We start from the raw sequence: 18141 nt of genomic DNA, 5'->3' as shown, positions 1-18141 counted from the left end.
AATCAGTGTGCCACTACATAAAGTATATAAACGAGCGTCAGCTTTCGTCTGTAATGAATAAAACAAAGTGGTACGAGCTTGAAAAGGCATTAAATGGATCTGAAGACTTTATTCCCTATGTGCGATACAAATTGATTTATGATGAAAACCCTAATGCAGGTTTTACTGCCGTGTGGTGGCACGAGTTACTTGAAATAGCAGAAACCATTGAGTGGTTAGAAGTTGATCCATTCAAAAGAGAATGGCTAGGCCGATTAGTGGCGGATCGAGTGACGGACTTTTCTGATGTTGTAAGCGCACAATTAGCCCAATATTCAATTCCTTATTCAATAGAAAATGGTATGTTTCGGATTCGGGGTTATCTGAGGAGGGATGAATCTCCAGAATTTATCTAACTGAAGAGTTATATCTCAGTAAGTTACTTGTTTTTAAGCTAATAAGATGCTGCTGGGCATGGGGATAACAGACAATAAAAAGTGCTTTATTTTTCAATAAAGCACTCATTTTTAAGCGACTCAAGCACTCGTTAACCTACTGAACACACTACTGATTAAAGTACCGATCAAAGTACTATGTAGAGTGGCCAGCCGAGGAGGCCGACGAGACCTTCCTTGTGTTCGAATCTTTCTAAGCGTTCGGGTGAAGCGTCGCTGAGTAAGAGTTCGCGGTAGCTTTTCGCAAAGTGCAGGGTACGCAGTAGGGCGGGGACAAAGTTTTTACCGAGATCTTTACTGATGGTTTCAGCGAGTTCTGCGGGTAATTCTGCTAACGCTTTCTGGGTTTCCAATTCGATATGCTCACGGGTAAACCATTCCTCTTTTAAGGTGATTTTGCCGATACGCTTTTTCAAATCCTGTCTGACTTTGGCGCCATCAAACAACAATCGATACAGTACCGCTTCGGCTAATACACTCTCTAGATTGAGAAAATCTAGCGGATCATAGCTCGATTGCGCGTAAAACTGTGCCAATAGGGCCGCAATCGACTGTTGGCGTTGATGTTCAAGCAGGGCATCTTGATAGGCTTCATAGCCTAACCATTCTTCCGCATCTGGCGGGCTAGACACTTGTTCAAGCAAGAACTTGTCGACATCGCCGTACAGTGACTTGCCGTTGACGAGTTTATGCTTGCTGACAGTGCTGAGCATGCTCCAGCCTTTTTGAAAGCATTTGACTACGCCATCGGCGGTGATCAACAGGCGTATCGCCTGCTGCGGATTTTGGTTTGATAATTCCATCAAACCAAGGCTCACCACACCAATGACATCGTGCGCCGCTTGTTCGAGCAGGTGCATTTTGTACTTGTTGTAAAATTTATCGGCCAGTTTGAGGCTCATCAAAATGGCTTTGGATTTGATTTGTGACAGCTGTTCACCGCTCAGCGTTTCGTCTGCTTGGCCTTGGATCAATACCTTGCTCAGGTAGGGTCCTTGATCTACATCACGCAGTACCAGTTGCATCAAATAATTCCTTAATCCAAAAAGCTAAACATATCATCGACTTCAGCGTATTCATCCGTCACTTGGTTTTTCTCTTTGGCTTGAATAACCAGCTCGTTGACAAACTTGCTGATGATCATTTCCCAACCTGAGCTTTCGTTACGTAGCAGACTCTTAATGGCTTTTTCAACATCGGGCGCGAGCTCGTGGATCAAGGCCATTAGGCTGCGTGGGTCGTCTATGCTCAGGCTGTGTGCATCTTCACTGGCGACGCGGCTGTCGTAGCCGATGGTTTCAGTGTCTTCTTCGTCATCGTAGAGATCTGTGTAGCCGTCTTCATCTTCATGTTTTTCGCCTAACATCATTTCGATGAAAGGGATCGACAAGTAGAAGAGGCCCGCTGGATCTTCGGCGATACATTCTAGAATCGCAGTTTGCTTTTCTTCGCTATCTTGGATGCGAATTAAATAGGTCAAAAAATCAAAGGTATGCTGAATAAGTTCTTCGGCATTGTTTTTGATTTTTTCTTCCCAGTACAAAGGTTGCTGACAGACGATGTCGCGAATTTGTTCTGGGGTCATGAGTTCAGACATGATCGAAGGGCAAGAGATATCATGGTGACTGTTGATTTGGGTCAGCGTGACGATATCCATGTGTTCGATGACTTCGACTAATTGCTCGTCGCTCATGGTATTTGCAATGATTTCAAAGCGTTTGCTCGCTTGTTTTGGCTCTACGTCCGCCAACTCTTTAATTTCGGCGACGGTAATCTCAATGAGACTAGTGTTCATTAGCGGTCCTCATCATCGTAGTGATCGTAGTAGCCATCTTCCTCTTCGCCTTCATCATCGTCGTCGTTATCTGAGGTGCCAACATAATCGTTGTCATCATCTTCATCGTCGTGATGCTTCGCTGCTGGCGTTGCTTTACCTTGATTTTCAAGTAAATACAGTACAGCGCAGCTTTCAATCAGTAAGGTTTCCGAGTAACCACGCACGGCTAACACTAAAGGTAAATCGGCATTGTTAAAGCCAATCGTGACTTTAAACTCATCCCACTCGGGTTGAGTTGCCGTGTTTATCCAATGTGCCCACTTGAGTTTGGCTTCGGCGGGAAACTTAATTCGACCGTAAAGCGCGACAGGCAGGTACTCAGGCACAGTATCAAGCATCTTAGGATCGGCTTCTAACACCTTTTTGATTTGGCTAGTAAATTGCTCTAGCGCTTTAGGTGTATCGGGATCGTCGTAGGACTCGATATTGTCGTAGGCATTATTTTTTAGCTCATTAATGCGTGAGATATTCAGTTTTTTGACCATTTGGCACTTACTCTAGAAAACGCTCAAGGATAAAATTGATCCCACAGCTCGCGCATGGCGCTAGCGGGATCGGTCACTATTACGTTATTGAAATCTTTGATAAACGCATTTCGTCGCTTAGGATCGGACAACACATCATAAGCATTTTTAACGCGTTCAAGTTGTACGGCGGCTTGCTGCTTTTCCTCTTCCGAGGCGCCTAACAACTTGTCGGGATGATATTTGTTTGACAGCCGTCGATAGGCTTTTTTAATGTCGTCTTCTTTGGCACTGGGTTTTATACCGAGCACACTAAAGTGGTTAATCATACTTGTACCTGCAGGCGATGGGGCTGATATCGCGAGATAAAAAGGGTTTGACTCTGATTATCTTTAAATTCGTGGAATTATGATTAGTCAGCCGTGGATGATAGCAGAAATCCCCACTCAGCGGCAAACGCGCGAGCAGGAATTTGTGCTTTAGTGAAGGGTTAAAAATCCTTTAAACTTTAATCTGTTGTGGCGCATGGGTTAAGTCAACCGCTATGCTGTTGAAATCCCGTTACCAAGCCAGATTGATAGCTAACTTAACCTTGTTTTTAGGCGAGATAATTGCCCTCGATTCAGGGCAATATTTTTGTGACGAATCCTTCGCTAAACGCATTCACACAGAGCTAACCCACACTCGCCTCTGCCACGTTCGGCTGAGCTAACGCCGTAACAGCTAAGTCAGACTAGACACTAACCGCAGGTTCATCCCAAGGGTGAGCATTTGCTTCTGTTCCCGCTGTAAATCCTTCATAAACAGGCTGATTTTTCGCTTGTGGCTCGGTAGCACTAGCATGAGTCCATCGGGGATCACTTTAATATGATCTAAGGTCAGCGTCTTAGCGATACGGCCAAGGTTGAGTAAGACAGCGAGCCTCAGCAGGCAGAGCAGTCGATTCAACGTGAGCTTATGGTTGGGCTCAAGTTCGGCGAGCATTAATTCGTTGGGCTTTTTTCTGTGATTGGTGATAAGCCGCGCTAAATCCAGCTGCAAGGCTTCACTAAACCCGGGTAAGTCACTGTTACTGATGATATAGCCACCGTGTTTGTGCAGGGACTTTGAATTAATGTGTAGCCCAATCTCATGTAAGGTTGCGCCATAGGCGAGCAAGCGTGCATGGGGCCTTAATTGCCATTCATCGGCGACCTGTTCAAACAAGGCCATGGCAGTGTCGCGTACCTTAGCTGCGTGGGCCATATCGATATGATAAAGCTGGGCAAAACTGTCGACGGTGCGGTGGCGAATATCCTGATACTGGCCAATTTTGGCCAGTTCATAGAGCACGCCTTCACGCAATGCGCCTGGGCTAAACTCGAGCTTTTGTATCGGTAAGCGCCTAAAAAAACTGATTAAAATCGCAAGTCCGGCGGGCACTAAGGGAATGCGTTTATCATCGACATTGGCAAATTGAATTTGGCTAATATGGCCACATTTGATCAACTTGATTTTGAGCTGTTTGAGTCGTGGCAGCGTGATGGTTTCATCACCGTGTTCTTCTTGAATCGCTTCGCAGATGGCTTTGACTGTGCCTGAGCTGCCTAACGTTAGCTCCCAGCCGCCCGCGAAATATTCCTTTGAGAGTGAGGCGAACTGTTTATCGGCCGCGCTTTGGGCATCACGAAATGAGGCTGGGGTGATGAGTCCATCGATAAAGAAACGCTCGTTAAAGCTCACGCAACCACAGCGCAGGCTAGATAACTGGGTTGGGGTATTCTTTTTACCGATCACGACTTCGGTCGAGCCACCACCAATGTCGATGACTAAATTACTTTTTCCAAGCACTTGGCTTTGGGCAATGCCGTTATAAATCAAACGCGCTTCTTCATGGCCCGAAATCACTTCCACCGGATAGGGCATGATGGCGAGTGCGGCCTCAATAAATTGATCGCGGTTTTTGGCGATTCTGAGGGTGTGGGTGGCCACTAATCGCACTTGCGCTTGGTCGAGATTGGAAAATCTTTGGTTAAAATCCCGCAGACAATTGAGGCCACGTTCTATGGCGTCATTGTCGAGAATATTCTGCGCATTGAGCCCAGTGGCGAGCTGAACCTGTTGTTTTTCTTTATGTAAAATCTGTAAACTGCCATCTTGCTCGCGGGCGATGACCAGATGAAAACTGTTCGATCCCATATCAATGGCGACAAAATGGCGCGATTTAGCATTTGCAGGCGCATTGGTTTGTGGCGCCTGCGACTTTAGTAATGTGTGTTGCTGTGTGTGCGAATGTGTGGCTACCAATCGGATTATCCTTAGGCAATCAAAGCGATATAAAGCCAGCGTTAGCTGGCTTTGGCCTGTAACTCGGGCGTTATGTCAGGCTCAGCGTTGCTCTCTCGCTCAGCATCACCCTCATGGGCGGACATACGTAAGGCATTAAATTCTTGCAGTTGGCGCTTCTCATAATTAATCAGATATTGATAAATGGCAATTTGAGAACGCACTTTTCGTTTGTTACCCCGATTTCGATAGGGGTTACTTTGTTCTTTGTTGATGACACGCGCTTTAGTATTGTCATTGAATTGTAAGGATAAAATATCCATTATCATTTGTTTTAGGCGCAGATCATAAATCGGCACACTCACTTCAACGCGGTTATCTATGTTGCGGCTCATCCAATCGGCGGAGCAGATAAAAAGTTTGTTCTCGCCGCCAGCGTGGAACAGCATCACCCGTGAGTGTTCGAGGAACCGGTCAACGATACTGTAGACTTCAATGTTATCGCTGATCCCGGGGATTTGCGGAATAAGTGAACACATGCCGCGAATGAGTAACTTAATTTTGACCCCAGCCGCCGAGGCCTCATAGAGTTTTTGGACCAAGGATTCATCGAGTAAGTTATTTAGTTTTAAGGTAATCGCCGCCTTCATATGGCTTTGGGCATTGACGATTTCATTATCAATCAAGTGACTCAGTTTTTGTCTGGCATCGTAGGGCGACACGATTAAATGCTGGAAGTTATCGCGGCGATACGGATGCTCAATCAAGTCAAACACTTGCTCCACTTCACGGGCAATCTCTTGATTGGCGGTGAACAGTGACAAGTCGGTGTAAACCCGCGCCGTGCCTTCGTTAAAGTTGCCTGAGCCGACGTGACAATAGAGTTTGATTTCCCCTTGTTCCTCACGGCCAATTAAGCACAACTTGGAATGCACTTTTAAACTGGTGATACCGTGGTGAACTTTGACGCCCGCTTCGGCCAAGATGCGGGTCCATTCGATGTTGGATTGCTCATCGAATCGGGCCCGCAGTTCAATTACAGCGGTGACTTGTTTGCCATTTTTCACTGCATCGATAAGCGATTGCATCACATGGGATTTTTTCGCCACTCGATATAAGTTTATTCGAATAAAGCGCACCGCCGGATCGTAGGCCGCTTGGCGCACCATTTCGGTAAAGTGGGAAAACTTATGGTACGGATAGTTGAGCATGATATCGCCCATTCGAATGGCATCGAAACTGTTGGCACTGCGGCCAAAACCTGCGCTATTGAGCGCCGGCAGTTTTTCGTTTTCGAGGTAGTCGCGGCTCGGGTTGGGGAAGGCGATAAAGTCTTTAAAGCTGTGGTAGCGCCCGCCTGGGATCAAACATTCGGTCGAGCTGATGTTCAGGTTTTCTTTGAGCATCACCAACATGTGTTCGGGCATTTCTTTGTCATAAACTAAGCGCACCGGCTCGGCGGTCAGACGTTTTTTCAATCCCTTAGTCATTTTTTCGAGCTGAGTTTGCTCTAGCTCGTCGGTGATATCAAAATCGGCATCGCGGGTTAATTTCATCGAATACACTTCGATGGCATCGTACTCGAAGAAGGGGCCAAAGAGTTCATCCACGCAGTGGCGAATAATGTTATCTAATAAAATCAGATACTTTTTCGCTTTACTCTTTTCAGCGGGGAGTTCGATAAACCGCGGTACGTTTTTAGTGGGCACTTCGACTAAGGCGTATTGACGGCGAGCCTTAGTGAACAAACACACGCATAAATAGGTGGCGTCATCGTTGATTTGTTTGATCAAATCGCGATTGTTATTGACGATAAGCGGGGCGATATGGCGTTTAAATTGATCACGAAAATGCTTTTTCAGCCAGTCGCTGTGGAACTCGCTTAATTGTTTCTCATTGATTAACAAAATATTACGACGCACTAGCTCGCGCATTAAATCCGTGTATATGCCGTCGAACCTTTCTTGCAATGCCATCACTTTCGATTGGATTTTTGCCATTAAATGGCGACTGTTGCTGCGACCTTCCTGCAGGGATGACAGTAGAATCGAGCGCCTGACCGCAGCCACGCGTACTCTAAAAAACTCATCCATGTTATTGGAAAATATCCCTAAAAAGCGCACTCGCTCCACTAAAGGAACATTGGGATCGCAGGCTTCTTGCAATACCCGCTCATTAAAAGACAACCAAGAGAGTTCTTTATCAATCGAAAGTTTATCGGTATTCGGGGACACTGCACAGCTCCTTTAAGCAAGCGTCATGGCGCAATATACAATAGCATTCATCCGCCTTTGTGCAATCAGATTTACTGCCTACAAGTGAAGGAATTTCAATGATAAATACTGCGTACACGCCAAAATCAGTCTGGGATTTATCTGGGATAAAGATACGAGGGAAATATGTCAGCTTGATGACGAGTGTGACAGAAATATGACCTTAAGATGATCATCTTGGATTGAGCTCAAACTCTGCCCGTGCAACTGCGCTTTACCCATTGAGCCCGCTATACTCGCTGCCAGTTTGCGAGTCAATCCGGCAGGGTTAACTCCTTGGGCATTATCGCAAACTATGTTATCTTGCTCGGCTTTTTTATCGCGGGAGTAAAAGGTATGTTTGTTGGATTTGATTATGGTAGTGCTAACTGCGCCGTAGGGATCATGCAGGGCGATGATGTGCAGTTATTGGCGTTATCAGAGCAATCAGCTTATTTACCTTCGACCTTATATGCGATGGACAGGGAGCTGATCGCCGAGGCGGTTTATCGTGGTCTTCCCACTGAGTTAAAAGCTGATTACGCCAAAAAGCGCGCCGCACAATTGAGCCGCGCCCGCATGGTGCGCCATGAGTTAGCTCTCGATGCTGACGTTCAGGCCGTGTTTGTCGGTGAGCAGGCGGTAAGCGCGTATTTAGAGATGCCGGAGGAGGGATTCTATGTCCGTTCGCCAAAATCCTTTTTAGGCGCGACGGGACTTAGACCCGAGCAAGTGGCCCTGTTTGAAGACATAGTTACCCTGATGATGCAGCACATTAAAGTGCGCGCCGAATCTGTGTTAGTTGAAAAGGGGCTTGCTAAACAAGGGCCTGCAGCGACGATTACCCATGCGATTATTGGTCGCCCGGTGAACTTTCAAGGCATAGGCGGTGAAGAGAGTAACCGTCAGGCCGAATCCATTTTGACCTTAGCGGCAAAACGTGCGGGTTTCGTCGACGTTGATTTTTTGTTCGAGCCATTAGCGGCGGGGATGGATTATGAAGCGAGCTTGACCGATAACAAAACCGTGCTGGTTGTCGACGTGGGCGGCGGTACAACGGACTGCTCTGTGGTAAAAATGGGACCCGCCCATCAACAAAAAGCGGATCGCAGTGAAGATTTCCTCGGCCATAGTGGTCAGCGTATCGGCGGTAACGATCTTGATATCGCCCTTGCAATGAATGCCTTTATGCCGCACTTTGGTTTAGGCTCTTTAATGACCAATGGCAAACCTATGCCCAGTAAAGCTTTTTGGAATGCGGTGGCGGTAAATGATATTAGCGCCCAGCGGGAATTCAGTACCTTAAGCAGCCGTAAACTGATTGATGAATTGGTGAAAGAAGCCGAGCAGCCACAGTTACTCAACCGACTGTTAAAAGTGCAACAACAGCAGCTAAGCTATCAGTTGGTCCGTCAAGCCGAACGCGCCAAAATTGCCCTGTCGGATGTTGAGAATACTGATATTAATCTCGATTTTATCGAAGCGGCGCTGCACGCGGGTGTAAGCCGTAATTTGTTTGAGAATGCTATCGAGCCTTCACTGACAAAAGTAGAAGCCCTGATGCACCAAGCGCTCGCGCAAGCGGCAAAAACCTTAGCGGCTGACGGCTTAGCTCAAGACTCTTTGACTCACGAGAATGTATCTTCCGACAATGCTGCAGAATGCAAACCCGATGTGATTTATGTGACCGGTGGTACGGCGCGAAGCCCTGCGATCTACGCGAAAATCGCCGGTATCTATCCCGATATTCCGGTTGTGGTCGGCGATCACTTTGGCTCTGTGACTGCAGGGCTAACTCGCTGGGCACAAAAGCTATTTGCAAAATGAATTAGCTTAGAATTTAAATATATAACAGGGAGTTATTATGTATCGAATTTTATTGTTAGGTATCTTCATCATACTTTCAGGTTGTGGTTCACTCGATAAGCAATCTATTTTAGTTAATGCTGGAGATACTAAGGAACAAGTGCTTAATATTATGGGGTCACCTGATGATCGTCAGTTCCAAGGAAAGAATGAGGCATGGCAATTTTGTAAAACTGGGGCTGGTTTTGGTTATCATGATTACCGTATTTTTTGGTTTTTCGATGGTAAAGTTACAGGTGTAAATTCCTATAAAAGTACTCGTCCAGGCGTTTCTTGTGTCACTGATATTAAACCCATTAACTGGGAAGATGCGCCAGATGTCACACTTGAAATCCGTAAGAGATAGTTTTGTTTTTTTATACTTTATTTGGTTCGTCATATTTAGGAAGTAATAATGAAAACTCTGTTGAAGTGTGCGTTTGCCGCCACTGTGGGCTTTTTGCTCGCGGGTTGTGGTGACGATGTAGGTAAGGTGAGCTTAGGGCTTTTTACCACTAAAGATGTGATCATTGATGCTAAGCACGATCCTAAAATTCCTGGGGTGACTTGCCATATTAGTCGTATCGAAGCCAATTTAGATTTTGCCGATCCATCGGATATGGGCATAAGTTGCCGTCAAACGGGGCCAATTAACGCGGCCGATTTGGCTAATATCGACATGGGTAAACACGGCGAAGTGATTTTCACCGAATCCCTGAGTATTTTGTTCAAGTCATTAAAAGTGCGCCGAATTTATGATGCACAGAACCAGACTCTGCTGTATTTGTCCTATTCGACCAAAGAGACCAACGGCAGCCATAAACATGCCCTTTCGACAGTGCCGCTTTATGGCTCTGCCGCTTGGGTTGACCCTGCGTTGAGTGCTGTAGCGAAAGTGAATTAATCGCCGAAGAGTTTGTGGTTTGGTTGTACCTTGGCTGTAGCATTGATATTTGAAATAAGTTAAATATGCAGTAAGGTAAATTTACTGTCAGTGTTGATAAGAGAAAGGGGCGGAATGTTGATTCCGCCCCTTTTTGTTTTTATAGGCTGCTAGCATTTAGTCGCTAATGACATAACGCAATAAATATTAGCCCTCTAACGACCTCGCTGAATTCCTATCACGATCTTTATCGCTACTTAGCTTTGGCCGCCAGTACTGCATTAAAGCGGTCAAACCCTGCGCTGAGATCGGCAATTAAATCCGCGGGATCTTCTAAACCAATATGCAAACGAATTAACGGTTTGCTCGCATCCCACTTGGTCGCCGAGCGGATTTTTTCAATGCCGAAAATACCGAGGATTAAACTCTCGTAGCCGCCCCAAGAAAAGCCCATCTTAAAGTGACTCATATTCTCAACCAGTGCGGTGACCGCATCGGCATCGCCTTGTTTCAATACAAAGGAGAACAAGCCGTTGGAGGCGCTAAAGTCGCGTTTAAAGAACTCATGGCCTGGGCAGGTATCAAACGCCGGATGACGCAGATGATCGACTTCTGGTCGGGTTTTCAACCAGTTGGCCACTTGTAGGGCATTTTTTTCATGCTGCGCCATACGCACGCCTAAGGTGCGCAGGCCACGGGCGGCAAGGTACACATCATCAGGGGAGGTGGTTTGTCCCATCAAATAGCTGTGTTCGCGCAATTGTGGCCAGTATTTTTCGTTGGCAGTGGCCGTGCCTATCATCACATCTGAGTGACCGACGATATATTTGGTTGCCGCTTGAATCGAAATATCTACACCCATTTCAAAGGGCTTGCTGTTGATTGGGGATGCCCAAGTGTTGTCCAGCATAGTAATCAGCCCATGTTCGTGGGCGATGCGGCACAAGGTCGGCACATCTTGTACTTCCATTGTGATGGAGCCTGGAGACTCTAAAAACAACACTTTAGTATTGGGGCGAATAAGGTCGCCAATGCCCGCGCCAATCAGCGGATTGTAATAAGTGGTTTCGATACCAAAACCGCCGAGAATATGGGTGCACAGATCCCGCGTTGGCTCATACACGCTATCGACCATCAACAGGTGATCGCCCGCTTTTAAAAATGACAATAACGCCGCACTGATCGCCGCCGCGCCAGAGGGATACAGCGCTGTACCGACGCCGCCTTCTAATTCGGCAATCGCCGCTTGAAACGAAAAATGAGTTGGGGTGCCACGGCGGCCATAAAACATCTCGCCGTTGGTTTTATTTTTCGCGGCGTGGCGCATTTCATCCATGGTTTCGAAGACGATAGTCGAAGCACGAAAAACGGGCGGATTGATCACGCCTTTGGTCCATTTTTTGTCTCGACCTAAGCTGACGATTTGGGTGGCTTGATGATGTTTATCTGTCATTGGATCATTACCTTGGCATTTAGGTTGAACGAATAGGTTGAACAATGTTGGAGAAGAACCATTGGAGATATCTAATCTATTGTTATGGCGGTCATCTTAGCATCTGCGCGCAGAAATGACAGGAGGCGCGATGATGAGTTTGACTCATGTTATTGGCGCCTGTCCCTTCGGTCTTTAGATTATGACGCAGGGCTCAAAGGCAACGTGACTCATAATTTAAAGGCAGTGTGACTTTAGCTCAAAGGCTGCGTGATTCTTAGCTTAATGGCAAGGTTACTAGGATATCGACGCCATTATGCTCGCTGCGATTGCGGGCGAGGATTTGTCCTTGGTGGAACTCGGCGACCAATCGTGCGATATACAGACCTAAACCGAGATGAGGTTTGTCTTGGGCTTGATTTATCCGCACCGACACCATGGAATCGAAAATCTGCTCCGACATATCAACGGGCAGTTCTGGCCCTAAGTTACTGATAAGCAATGTGGCTTGCTTACCGACTTGGGTGAGCGTGACTTCGATGGCGCTGCCTTTATCGCAAAATTCAATCGCGTTAGCGATAAGTTTGTCCATCAACTGGGCGATATATTCCGGTACACCTTGCATCATCAATGGTTGCTCGGGCACTTTTACACTAAAGCCTTGTTCTGGATAGGTCATTTGATAACCTTGCATACAACCACTGACCACTTGGGAGAGTGGGAATTTAGTGATATCGGCCTGCGTTAAACTCTGCTCTAAGCGCGTTGCTTCGCTCATGTTATTTAAAATCATGCTTAAGCGGCTGACACCTTCTTGGGCGCGGTCGACATATTTCTGCGTGTCTTTATCTAAGGTTTGCAGGTTTAAATGCTCAAGGGATGAACGCACAACCGCCACGGGCGTGCGCAGCTCATGGGACAGGCGCGACGACATGTTTTCTAGATAATGGGTGTATTGACCAAGCCGTCCGACAATGCTGGAAAAACTGCGGGACAGATCGCCAATTTCATCCCGTGCTTTAGACGGTTTGAGGTGATTACGTACGCGGCCTTGGCTATCAATGGCATTTTCGGCCTCATCGCGCAGTTTACGGATACGGTTAGAAATGCTCGAAGCGAAGAAGAACAGCGCCAAGGTGCCCATGCTCATAATGGTCAAAATCACGTTAAAGAGTTTTTCCAGCGCGCGGTTACGCAGAGTGCGAATTCCGTGGGTGGTTTCTTCGGCGACAACGGCGCCCATCACATTGTTATCAATCCAAATAGGGCTGGCGGCAGCGAGCACCACAGCTTTGTTGTCTGGGGTTAAGCGCCAAGTTGAGCTTTGCTGACCCGCAAGGGCTTTTTGGATATGACTGCCATCAAGCTCGGTGGAGTCTTGTAAGGAATCAATAAAGTCTTTGGGCGGCTTAGTGAGGATTTTATAGTACAGCGGATGCAAGTAATCGCGCTTGAAAGTTTCCCACAACGTGGTGCTCTTTTCATCTTCTAAGGTGCGGGTCCACACGCTGTCATTGGCACGAATATCGCCCGATTTTGCCAGTACGCGGCCGTGCTTATCGACCACCCAAATGCGTGAGCTATAGTGGCTCATACCTTTGATAATGTTTTCAATTTCTGGCGATGGCACCAACACAGTGCCGAGATTATCGACCGTATCTAAGGCCGAGGTGCCGACAACGGCTGCCACATCGCGGTTTTTGCTGTCGTTAACATCGGAGATGGCAAAACCGAGTTTGCTGCCGACCATGTCTAAGGGAATACGCAGCTCGACATTGTAGCCCACATCTGTGGTCGCCCATTGTCCTTGGATGCGCACTTCAGGTTTGACGGGCACGGTTTGCTTAGGATTGGCAGGTAACTCGAAGGCGCTGATCCAGCCCGGTTGGGTGGTGGCGACGATATAGCGTTTGAATTTATTGTCGGGGGCGAGGGTCGCAATCGAAAGATGATCGTTTCTATCAACACTTAACGCATTTTTACCGCGCAGCACTACTGTGGGGTCAACCACTTGGAAGAAGGCATAAAGGTAGCCGTCGTACTGGCCGACCATGTGGGTAAAGCTTAAGGTCAGCGGTGCGTTGGGATCGGCGCGCATGATCTGATGCGCCTCACCGTACTGGATAAATCTGTGCTGATACTCTTCCCATTCGTTAAGTTTGCCGTCGAGCAGAATCGCCCCATTGAGTTGATAGGCGTACAGATCGCGACTCTTTTCCACTTGCTTTAAAAAGCTCGCTTGTCCATCGAACAATTTCGGCCGTTCGTGCAGCGCGGTGGCCAGTGCCTGAGTCGTGCCTTCTAAGGTGCGTTCTTGACCGTGGCGAAGATACTTTTCCATCTCCCACACATATTGATACCCCAGCCAAGGTAGGCAGAGCAAAAACAGGCTAAGGCCGATGACTTTAGTGCGTAGACCAAAGGGGAAACGTGTCATAAGTTAGGGATCAGCCTCAATGGGATCAAAAGTGTATTGGTTCAAGGTTACGTGCATCAAGGTATCGCGAGAGTTCAGGCTAAGCTGTCCCAGCGATAACCCATGCCATAAACCGTATCGATACAATCAAACTCAGGCGCGGTGGCGATGAACTTCTTGCGAATACGTTTCACATGGGAAGTGATTGTGCTGTCATCGACAAAAATCTTCGCCTCTTGCATTAATTCATGGCGACTGCGCACATGGCCCGGGTGTTTGGCTAACGCGTGCACCATCCAAAATTCGGTGACGGTAAGCTCAATCGGCAACTGGTTCCAATAGACTTGCATGCGATTGGCATCAATCGTCAGTGGGCCACGTTCGAGCAGGTTTTCCTGCGCCGTTTGGCTGGCCGCAAGCTCGGAGCGGCGAAACAAGGCCGCTAAGCGCGCAGTTAAATGGGGGAAACTCACTTCTTTACTCAAGTAATCATCGGCGCCTAAACGCAGGCCACAAACAGTATCAAAGTCACTGTCACGGGCGGTCAAAAAGATGATCGGCAGCGTGCTCGACATAGCGCGTAAAGACTGACACAGCATAAAGCCGCCGTCGATTTCATTGCCTAAGCCGATGTCGATAATGGCTAAATCCGGTAAACGAGTATTAAAGGCCAACATGGCCGATGGTCTGTCGGCATAGGTTTGCACGCTGTAACCGTGTTGTTGCAGCACGTCCTTGTAATTCTCGCGAATGGCGGCTTCATCTTCCACTATGGCGATACGCTTCATAGAGCCCTATTCCTATTGACTTGGGGGAGTAAGTTTTCGTGACTATACAGGATTTTACCCGAGATAAAAGGCCACAAATGCAATTGCCATTTTGTTGCCACAATTGATAGTTGCATTGCCATTTTCCATCCCTGCTCATGCCATTCCACTTGTGTTTAATAGCCTCATTCAGTTTGCACCCGTTTTGACCTCATGGGGGTTTGAACTTGTTGTTCAGGTTCGAGTGCAAGCTCAGCTAATAATCAAAAAGGAATGAGATGATGAAAAAGACACTAATTAATCTGTTGGTTTTGAGTTTATTAAGCGCGCCAGTCGCCAGTGTGTCGGCGCGGGTTTCACTGCAAAACCAAGCTCAAGGACAGGAGCGCAGCTTAGATAATGATGTCGATGCCAGCGGTATGGCGATGGATGGTGAATACGCCAATGAGGACGAACAGCCAGAAGCCTTAATTGGCCTCGGTGGTGGTGCATTAGTGGGCGCGTTAGTCGGTGGCCCAGTGGGGGCCATTATTGGCGCGTTCACTGGCACCTTGATTGGTAAGTCGGTTAGCGACACAGACACGCTGCACGTTCAGCAAAGACAGATCAGCCTGCAAGAGTCGCAATTATCCGAGTTGAGTGTAAAGCAACAAGCCGCCGAAAAACGCGCCAGCGAATATGCCAAGGCGCAGCAAGAGCTTGATGAATTGCTATCCGCGCAACGTCAATTACTCAGTGAGCTCGCCCTAGGGCTAAACGTGCAGTTTCGCACTGGTTCCTCTGAGGTCGAATCGCATTTTTTGCCCCAATTAGATGATGTGGCCGAGGTGATGAATCTGTCGCCTGAGCTTAATTTGGAATTGAAAGGCTATGCCGATCGCCGCGGGGATGTGAGCTACAACCAAGCCCTTTCTGAGCAACGTTTACTGGAAGTCCGTGGCTACCTGATTAAGCAAGGCGTCGCCGCTGAACGCATGACAACACAAGCCTTTGGCGCTTTATCGCCACTGCAAGCGGAGCAGGACAGGGAATCGGATGTGTTCGATCGCCGTGTGACCTTGACCTTACAGCCTCATTCAACCTTGATGGCAACGCGCACGGCGCAATAGCAGTCGATGTTAGTCGTCCATTCTAAGCCGTCAATTTAGAACATTCATTTTAACGACTGCGAACGTCAGTCCATATTAGTTAATAGAAAGAAGGAAGCCTTTGTGATGATCACAGGGAAAAGGGTAAAAGAAATCAGCGAAAGCTTAGCGATATTAATGATCAGTGCCGCCGTATGTTGGGGCTTGCCTTTTGTGGCATTAGCCTCACCCAATAGCACGGGCACATTGTCTGAACCGCAGAATATTGCTTCGGCGCTGGTCGACGAAAATACTGTTCAAAGTACGGCAGAATCACAGGTCATTAATTACGATGACATTACTCAGGGGTTGTTGCTTTATCGTCAGCCGAGCGGCGCTTGGGTGCCATCTTTGCCACTCGATACACAAGTGTCGATGCAAGTCTCTGGCTTAAGTAATCGCGTTAGCGTGAAGCAGGTTTTTCGCAATAACACTGAGTTTGTGTTGAATGGGCAATATCTGTTCCCGCTGCCCAATGAGGCCGCGGTGGATTCGCTGCGATTACATATCGGCCAAAGGGTCATCGAAGGGCAAATTCATCCTAAGGCCGAGGCTAAGCAGATTTTTGAGCAAGCCAAAGCGGAGGGCAAACGCGCCAGCTTAGTGAGCCAAGAGCGGCCAAATATGTTCACGACCGAAGTGGCCAACCTAGCACCGCAGGAAGAGTTGATTGTCGAAATCAGCTATCAGGAGAGTATAAAATATGAAGATGGCTTATTTAGCCTACGTTTTCCGCTGGTGGTCGCGCCTCGGTATATCCCAGGCCTAACCTCTGACGTAAGTGCTAGCGATTCAAATGAGCCTATGGCACGCCAATCGAGCCGAGTGACCAGCTCGCAGGTGTTTGATGCTGACCGGATTGTGGCGCCTGTGCGGGACGGCGCCAGTGGACGCGATCCTGTGCTCAAGGCGGACATTCAAGTCTTGCTGGCAAAGGGGGTCGATAAGGCGTCAATTGAGAGTCCTTACCATGACATAAAACTCAAGCAAACCAATAGCGGCGGCGTCGATGTGTCACTAGCGCAACGCGTGCCTGCCAATCGTGACTTTGTATTGCAATGGCGCGTACAGCAGGGCACGAGTCCAATGGCTTGGGTGTTTAATCAACAGGGTAAGACCCATAAACCCGATGGCGATAATTTGTCTCAGGACACGCTTGAAACCAGCAAAGCTAACGGCATGAATGAAGATAATTACAGTCTCGTCATGGTGTTGCCTCCTAAGGTCGAAAAGAGCACCCAACCGAGTTTGCCCCGTGAATTAATTTTGGTGATTGATACTTCGGGCTCTATGGCGGGGGATTCTATCGTTCAAGCCAAAAATGCACTGCTTTACGCATTAAAAGGACTCAAGCCCGAGGACAGTTTTAACATTATCGAATTTAACTCCAGTCTGTCTCAGTTTTCAGCGACATCATTACCGGCGACTTCGTCTAATTTGTCCCGTGCCCGTCAATTTGTGAGCCGTTTACAAGCCGATGGTGGCACCGAAATGGCGCTGGCACTGGATGCTGCCTTGCCAAAATCTTTGGGCAGTGCCCCGCCCGATGCAGTGCAGCCTTTGCGCCAAGTGATCTTTATGACCGACGGCTCTGTGGGCAATGAGCAAGCCTTGTTTGATTTGATCCGCTACCAAATCGGTGAGAGCCGCTTGTTTACTGTCGGCATAGGCTCAGCGCCTAATTCTCACTTTATGCAAAGGGCGGCAGAGCTGGGTCGTGGCACTTTTACTTATATTGGCAAAGTGGATGAAGTCGACGCGAAGATCAGCGCCTTGCTGAGCAAAATTCAATATCCCGTATTAACCGATATTCAAGTGCGTTATGACGATGGCAGTGTGCCCGATTACTGGCCGTCACCGATTGCAGATTTGTATCGCGGCGAGCCTGTGCTTGTGAGTCTAAAACGCAGCGCCCGTGAGCCGCAGGAATTAGTGATCTCAGGTCGCCAAGGGCATAAAAACTGGCAACAGTCGTTATCGCTTCAGGACAACTCAGCGGGACTTATCACTAATCAAGGTGCGGGTTTAGATTTACTGTGGGCGCGTAAACAGATTGGTGCATTGGAGCTGAGTAAAAATGGCGCAAATGATGACAAGGTAAAGCAGCAAGTCACGGCTTTGTCGATGAATTATCACTTAGTCAGCGCTTATACCAGCTTAGTGGCGGTGGACTTAACCCCCATAGATTCAACTGCAATGAGCCGCGATGCCGTGGTGCGTCAGCACTTGCCCTTAGGTTGGCAGCCTTTTGGTGCCTTGCCACAAACTGCGACCTCGAGCCGTTTGGATATGTTATTGGGTGCGCTGACCTTGCTGTTGGCCTTGGTACTTATGGGATCGATTCTGCGACAAAAACGTGAAGAGAAGGCGGCCATGATGGCGCTTGCCTGTCATCGATGAACCATGAATCATGAACGAC

General features: G+C 47.9%; 15 protein-coding genes. 6 read left to right on the top strand and 9 right to left on the bottom strand.

Annotated features, from left to right (window positions below):
• Positions 1 to 5 precede the first annotated feature (5 nt).
• The gene (locus OX890_RS14050; RefSeq protein WP_310473028.1) at positions 6 to 395 is read left to right on the top strand and encodes a DUF6678 family protein; all 390 of its coding nucleotides are present in this window, start codon (positions 6 to 8) and stop codon (positions 393 to 395) included.
• Between the two features lie 167 nt (positions 396 to 562).
• On the opposite strand, the gene atcC is transcribed toward OX890_RS14050, so the two are convergent.
• The 6 genes from atcC to ppk1 form a co-directional block, all read right to left on the bottom strand.
• Positions 563 to 1459 carry a cold adaptation protein AtcC gene (gene atcC, locus OX890_RS14045; RefSeq protein WP_006081327.1) on the bottom strand — a complete coding sequence of 299 codons (897 nt, stop codon included), beginning with the start codon at positions 1457 to 1459 and terminating at the stop codon, positions 563 to 565.
• An 11-nt stretch (positions 1460 to 1470) separates the two neighbouring features.
• Positions 1471 to 2229, bottom strand: coding sequence for a cold adaptation protein AtcB (gene atcB / locus OX890_RS14040; RefSeq protein WP_006086363.1), 759 nt, complete (start codon positions 2227 to 2229; stop codon positions 1471 to 1473).
• On the bottom strand, positions 2229 to 2756 hold the full coding sequence (atcA, locus tag OX890_RS14035) for a cold adaptation protein AtcA (RefSeq protein WP_006081329.1): 528 nt from the start codon (positions 2754 to 2756) through the stop codon (positions 2229 to 2231). The genes atcB and atcA overlap by 1 nt, the downstream gene beginning before the upstream one ends.
• A 23-nt stretch (positions 2757 to 2779) precedes the next feature.
• On the bottom strand, positions 2780 to 3064 hold the full coding sequence (gene atcJ, locus OX890_RS14030; protein ID WP_006081330.1) for a cold adaptation protein ActJcold adaptation protein ActJ: 285 nt from the start codon (positions 3062 to 3064) through the stop codon (positions 2780 to 2782).
• Between the two features lie 394 nt (positions 3065 to 3458).
• Positions 3459 to 5021 carry an exopolyphosphatase gene (gene ppx, locus OX890_RS14025; protein WP_259587405.1) on the bottom strand — a complete coding sequence of 521 codons (1563 nt, stop codon included), beginning with the start codon at positions 5019 to 5021 and terminating at the stop codon, positions 3459 to 3461.
• 41 nt (positions 5022 to 5062) lie between these two features.
• Complete coding sequence (gene ppk1 / locus OX890_RS14020) at positions 5063 to 7234, bottom strand: polyphosphate kinase 1 (RefSeq protein ID WP_006081332.1); 2172 nt, start codon at positions 7232 to 7234, stop codon at positions 5063 to 5065.
• Between the two features lie 375 nt (positions 7235 to 7609).
• Here ppk1 and yegD point away from each other — a divergent pair, with 375 nt between their 5' ends.
• From yegD to OX890_RS14005, 3 genes are read left to right on the top strand one after another with little or no spacing between them, the layout of a single operon-like run.
• Complete coding sequence (gene yegD / locus OX890_RS14015) at positions 7610 to 9079, top strand: molecular chaperone (protein ID WP_268650614.1); 1470 nt, start codon at positions 7610 to 7612, stop codon at positions 9077 to 9079.
• A gap of 37 nt (positions 9080 to 9116) precedes the next feature.
• Entirely contained in the window at positions 9117 to 9464 is a 348-nt protein-coding gene (locus tag OX890_RS14010) for a hypothetical protein (RefSeq protein ID WP_268649427.1), read from the top strand.
• 48 nt (positions 9465 to 9512) lie between these two features.
• Positions 9513 to 10001, top strand: a complete 489-nt coding sequence (locus OX890_RS14005) for a CreA family protein (RefSeq protein ID WP_268649426.1) — start codon at positions 9513 to 9515, stop codon at positions 9999 to 10001.
• Positions 10002 to 10233: 232 nt separating this feature from the next.
• Here the strand turns inward: OX890_RS14005 and OX890_RS14000 are convergent, their stop codons facing one another.
• The 3 genes from OX890_RS14000 to pdsR all read right to left on the bottom strand — a co-directional run bounded on the left by OX890_RS14000 (position 10234) and on the right by pdsR (position 14616).
• Positions 10234 to 11433, bottom strand: a complete 1200-nt coding sequence (locus OX890_RS14000) for a cystathionine beta-lyase (RefSeq protein ID WP_107404718.1) — start codon at positions 11431 to 11433, stop codon at positions 10234 to 10236.
• A 256-nt stretch (positions 11434 to 11689) separates the two neighbouring features.
• A complete protein-coding gene (gene pdsS / locus OX890_RS13995; RefSeq protein WP_126492117.1) occupies positions 11690 to 13849 on the bottom strand; it encodes a proteobacterial dedicated sortase system histidine kinase in 2160 nt (719 codons plus the stop codon).
• A 74-nt stretch (positions 13850 to 13923) separates the two neighbouring features.
• Entirely contained in the window at positions 13924 to 14616 is a 693-nt protein-coding gene (pdsR, locus tag OX890_RS13990) for a proteobacterial dedicated sortase system response regulator (protein WP_006081337.1), read from the bottom strand.
• A 257-nt stretch (positions 14617 to 14873) separates the two neighbouring features.
• Here pdsR and pdsO point away from each other — a divergent pair, with 257 nt between their 5' ends.
• Together pdsO and OX890_RS13980 are read left to right on the top strand one after the other, a co-directional pair.
• Positions 14874 to 15704: a sortase-associated OmpA-like protein PdsO gene (gene pdsO, locus OX890_RS13985; RefSeq protein ID WP_310473029.1), complete on the top strand. Its 831-nt coding sequence runs from the start codon at positions 14874 to 14876 to the stop codon at positions 15702 to 15704.
• Between the two features lie 105 nt (positions 15705 to 15809).
• Positions 15810 to 18122: a marine proteobacterial sortase target protein gene (locus tag OX890_RS13980; RefSeq protein ID WP_268649425.1), complete on the top strand. Its 2313-nt coding sequence runs from the start codon at positions 15810 to 15812 to the stop codon at positions 18120 to 18122.
• Positions 18123 to 18141 lie beyond the last annotated feature (19 nt).

The organism is Shewanella sp. DAU305, from assembly GCF_026802235.1.
In the GTDB taxonomy this organism is placed as follows: domain Bacteria; phylum Pseudomonadota; class Gammaproteobacteria; order Enterobacterales; family Shewanellaceae; genus Shewanella; species Shewanella baltica.
The sequence above is the reverse complement of the archived record's forward strand: the minus strand, read 5'-3'. Positions and strand labels throughout refer to the sequence as shown.

What these genes read in the sequence shown, in the direction of transcription:
- atcC (WP_006081327.1), bottom strand. Translation starts at nt 1,459, where the DNA reads ATGCAACTGGTACTGCGTGATGTAGATCAAGGACCCTACCTGAGCAAG.
- atcB (WP_006086363.1), bottom strand. Translation starts at nt 2,229, where the DNA reads ATGAACACTAGTCTCATTGAGATTACCGTCGCCGAAATTAAAGAGTTG.
- atcA (WP_006081329.1), bottom strand. Translation starts at nt 2,756, where the DNA reads ATGGTCAAAAAACTGAATATCTCACGCATTAATGAGCTAAAAAATAAT.
- atcJ (WP_006081330.1), bottom strand. Translation starts at nt 3,064, where the DNA reads ATGATTAACCACTTTAGTGTGCTCGGTATAAAACCCAGTGCCAAAGAA.
- yegD (WP_268650614.1), top strand. Translation starts at nt 7,610, where the DNA reads ATGTTTGTTGGATTTGATTATGGTAGTGCTAACTGCGCCGTAGGGATC.
- OX890_RS14010 (WP_268649427.1), top strand. Translation starts at nt 9,117, where the DNA reads ATGTATCGAATTTTATTGTTAGGTATCTTCATCATACTTTCAGGTTGT.
- OX890_RS14005 (WP_268649426.1), top strand. Translation starts at nt 9,513, where the DNA reads ATGAAAACTCTGTTGAAGTGTGCGTTTGCCGCCACTGTGGGCTTTTTG.
- OX890_RS14000 (WP_107404718.1), bottom strand. Translation starts at nt 11,433, where the DNA reads ATGACAGATAAACATCATCAAGCCACCCAAATCGTCAGCTTAGGTCGA.
- pdsS (WP_126492117.1), bottom strand. Translation starts at nt 13,849, where the DNA reads ATGACACGTTTCCCCTTTGGTCTACGCACTAAAGTCATCGGCCTTAGC.
- pdsR (WP_006081337.1), bottom strand. Translation starts at nt 14,616, where the DNA reads ATGAAGCGTATCGCCATAGTGGAAGATGAAGCCGCCATTCGCGAGAAT.
- pdsO (WP_310473029.1), top strand. Translation starts at nt 14,874, where the DNA reads ATGATGAAAAAGACACTAATTAATCTGTTGGTTTTGAGTTTATTAAGC.
- OX890_RS13980 (WP_268649425.1), top strand. Translation starts at nt 15,810, where the DNA reads ATGATCACAGGGAAAAGGGTAAAAGAAATCAGCGAAAGCTTAGCGATA.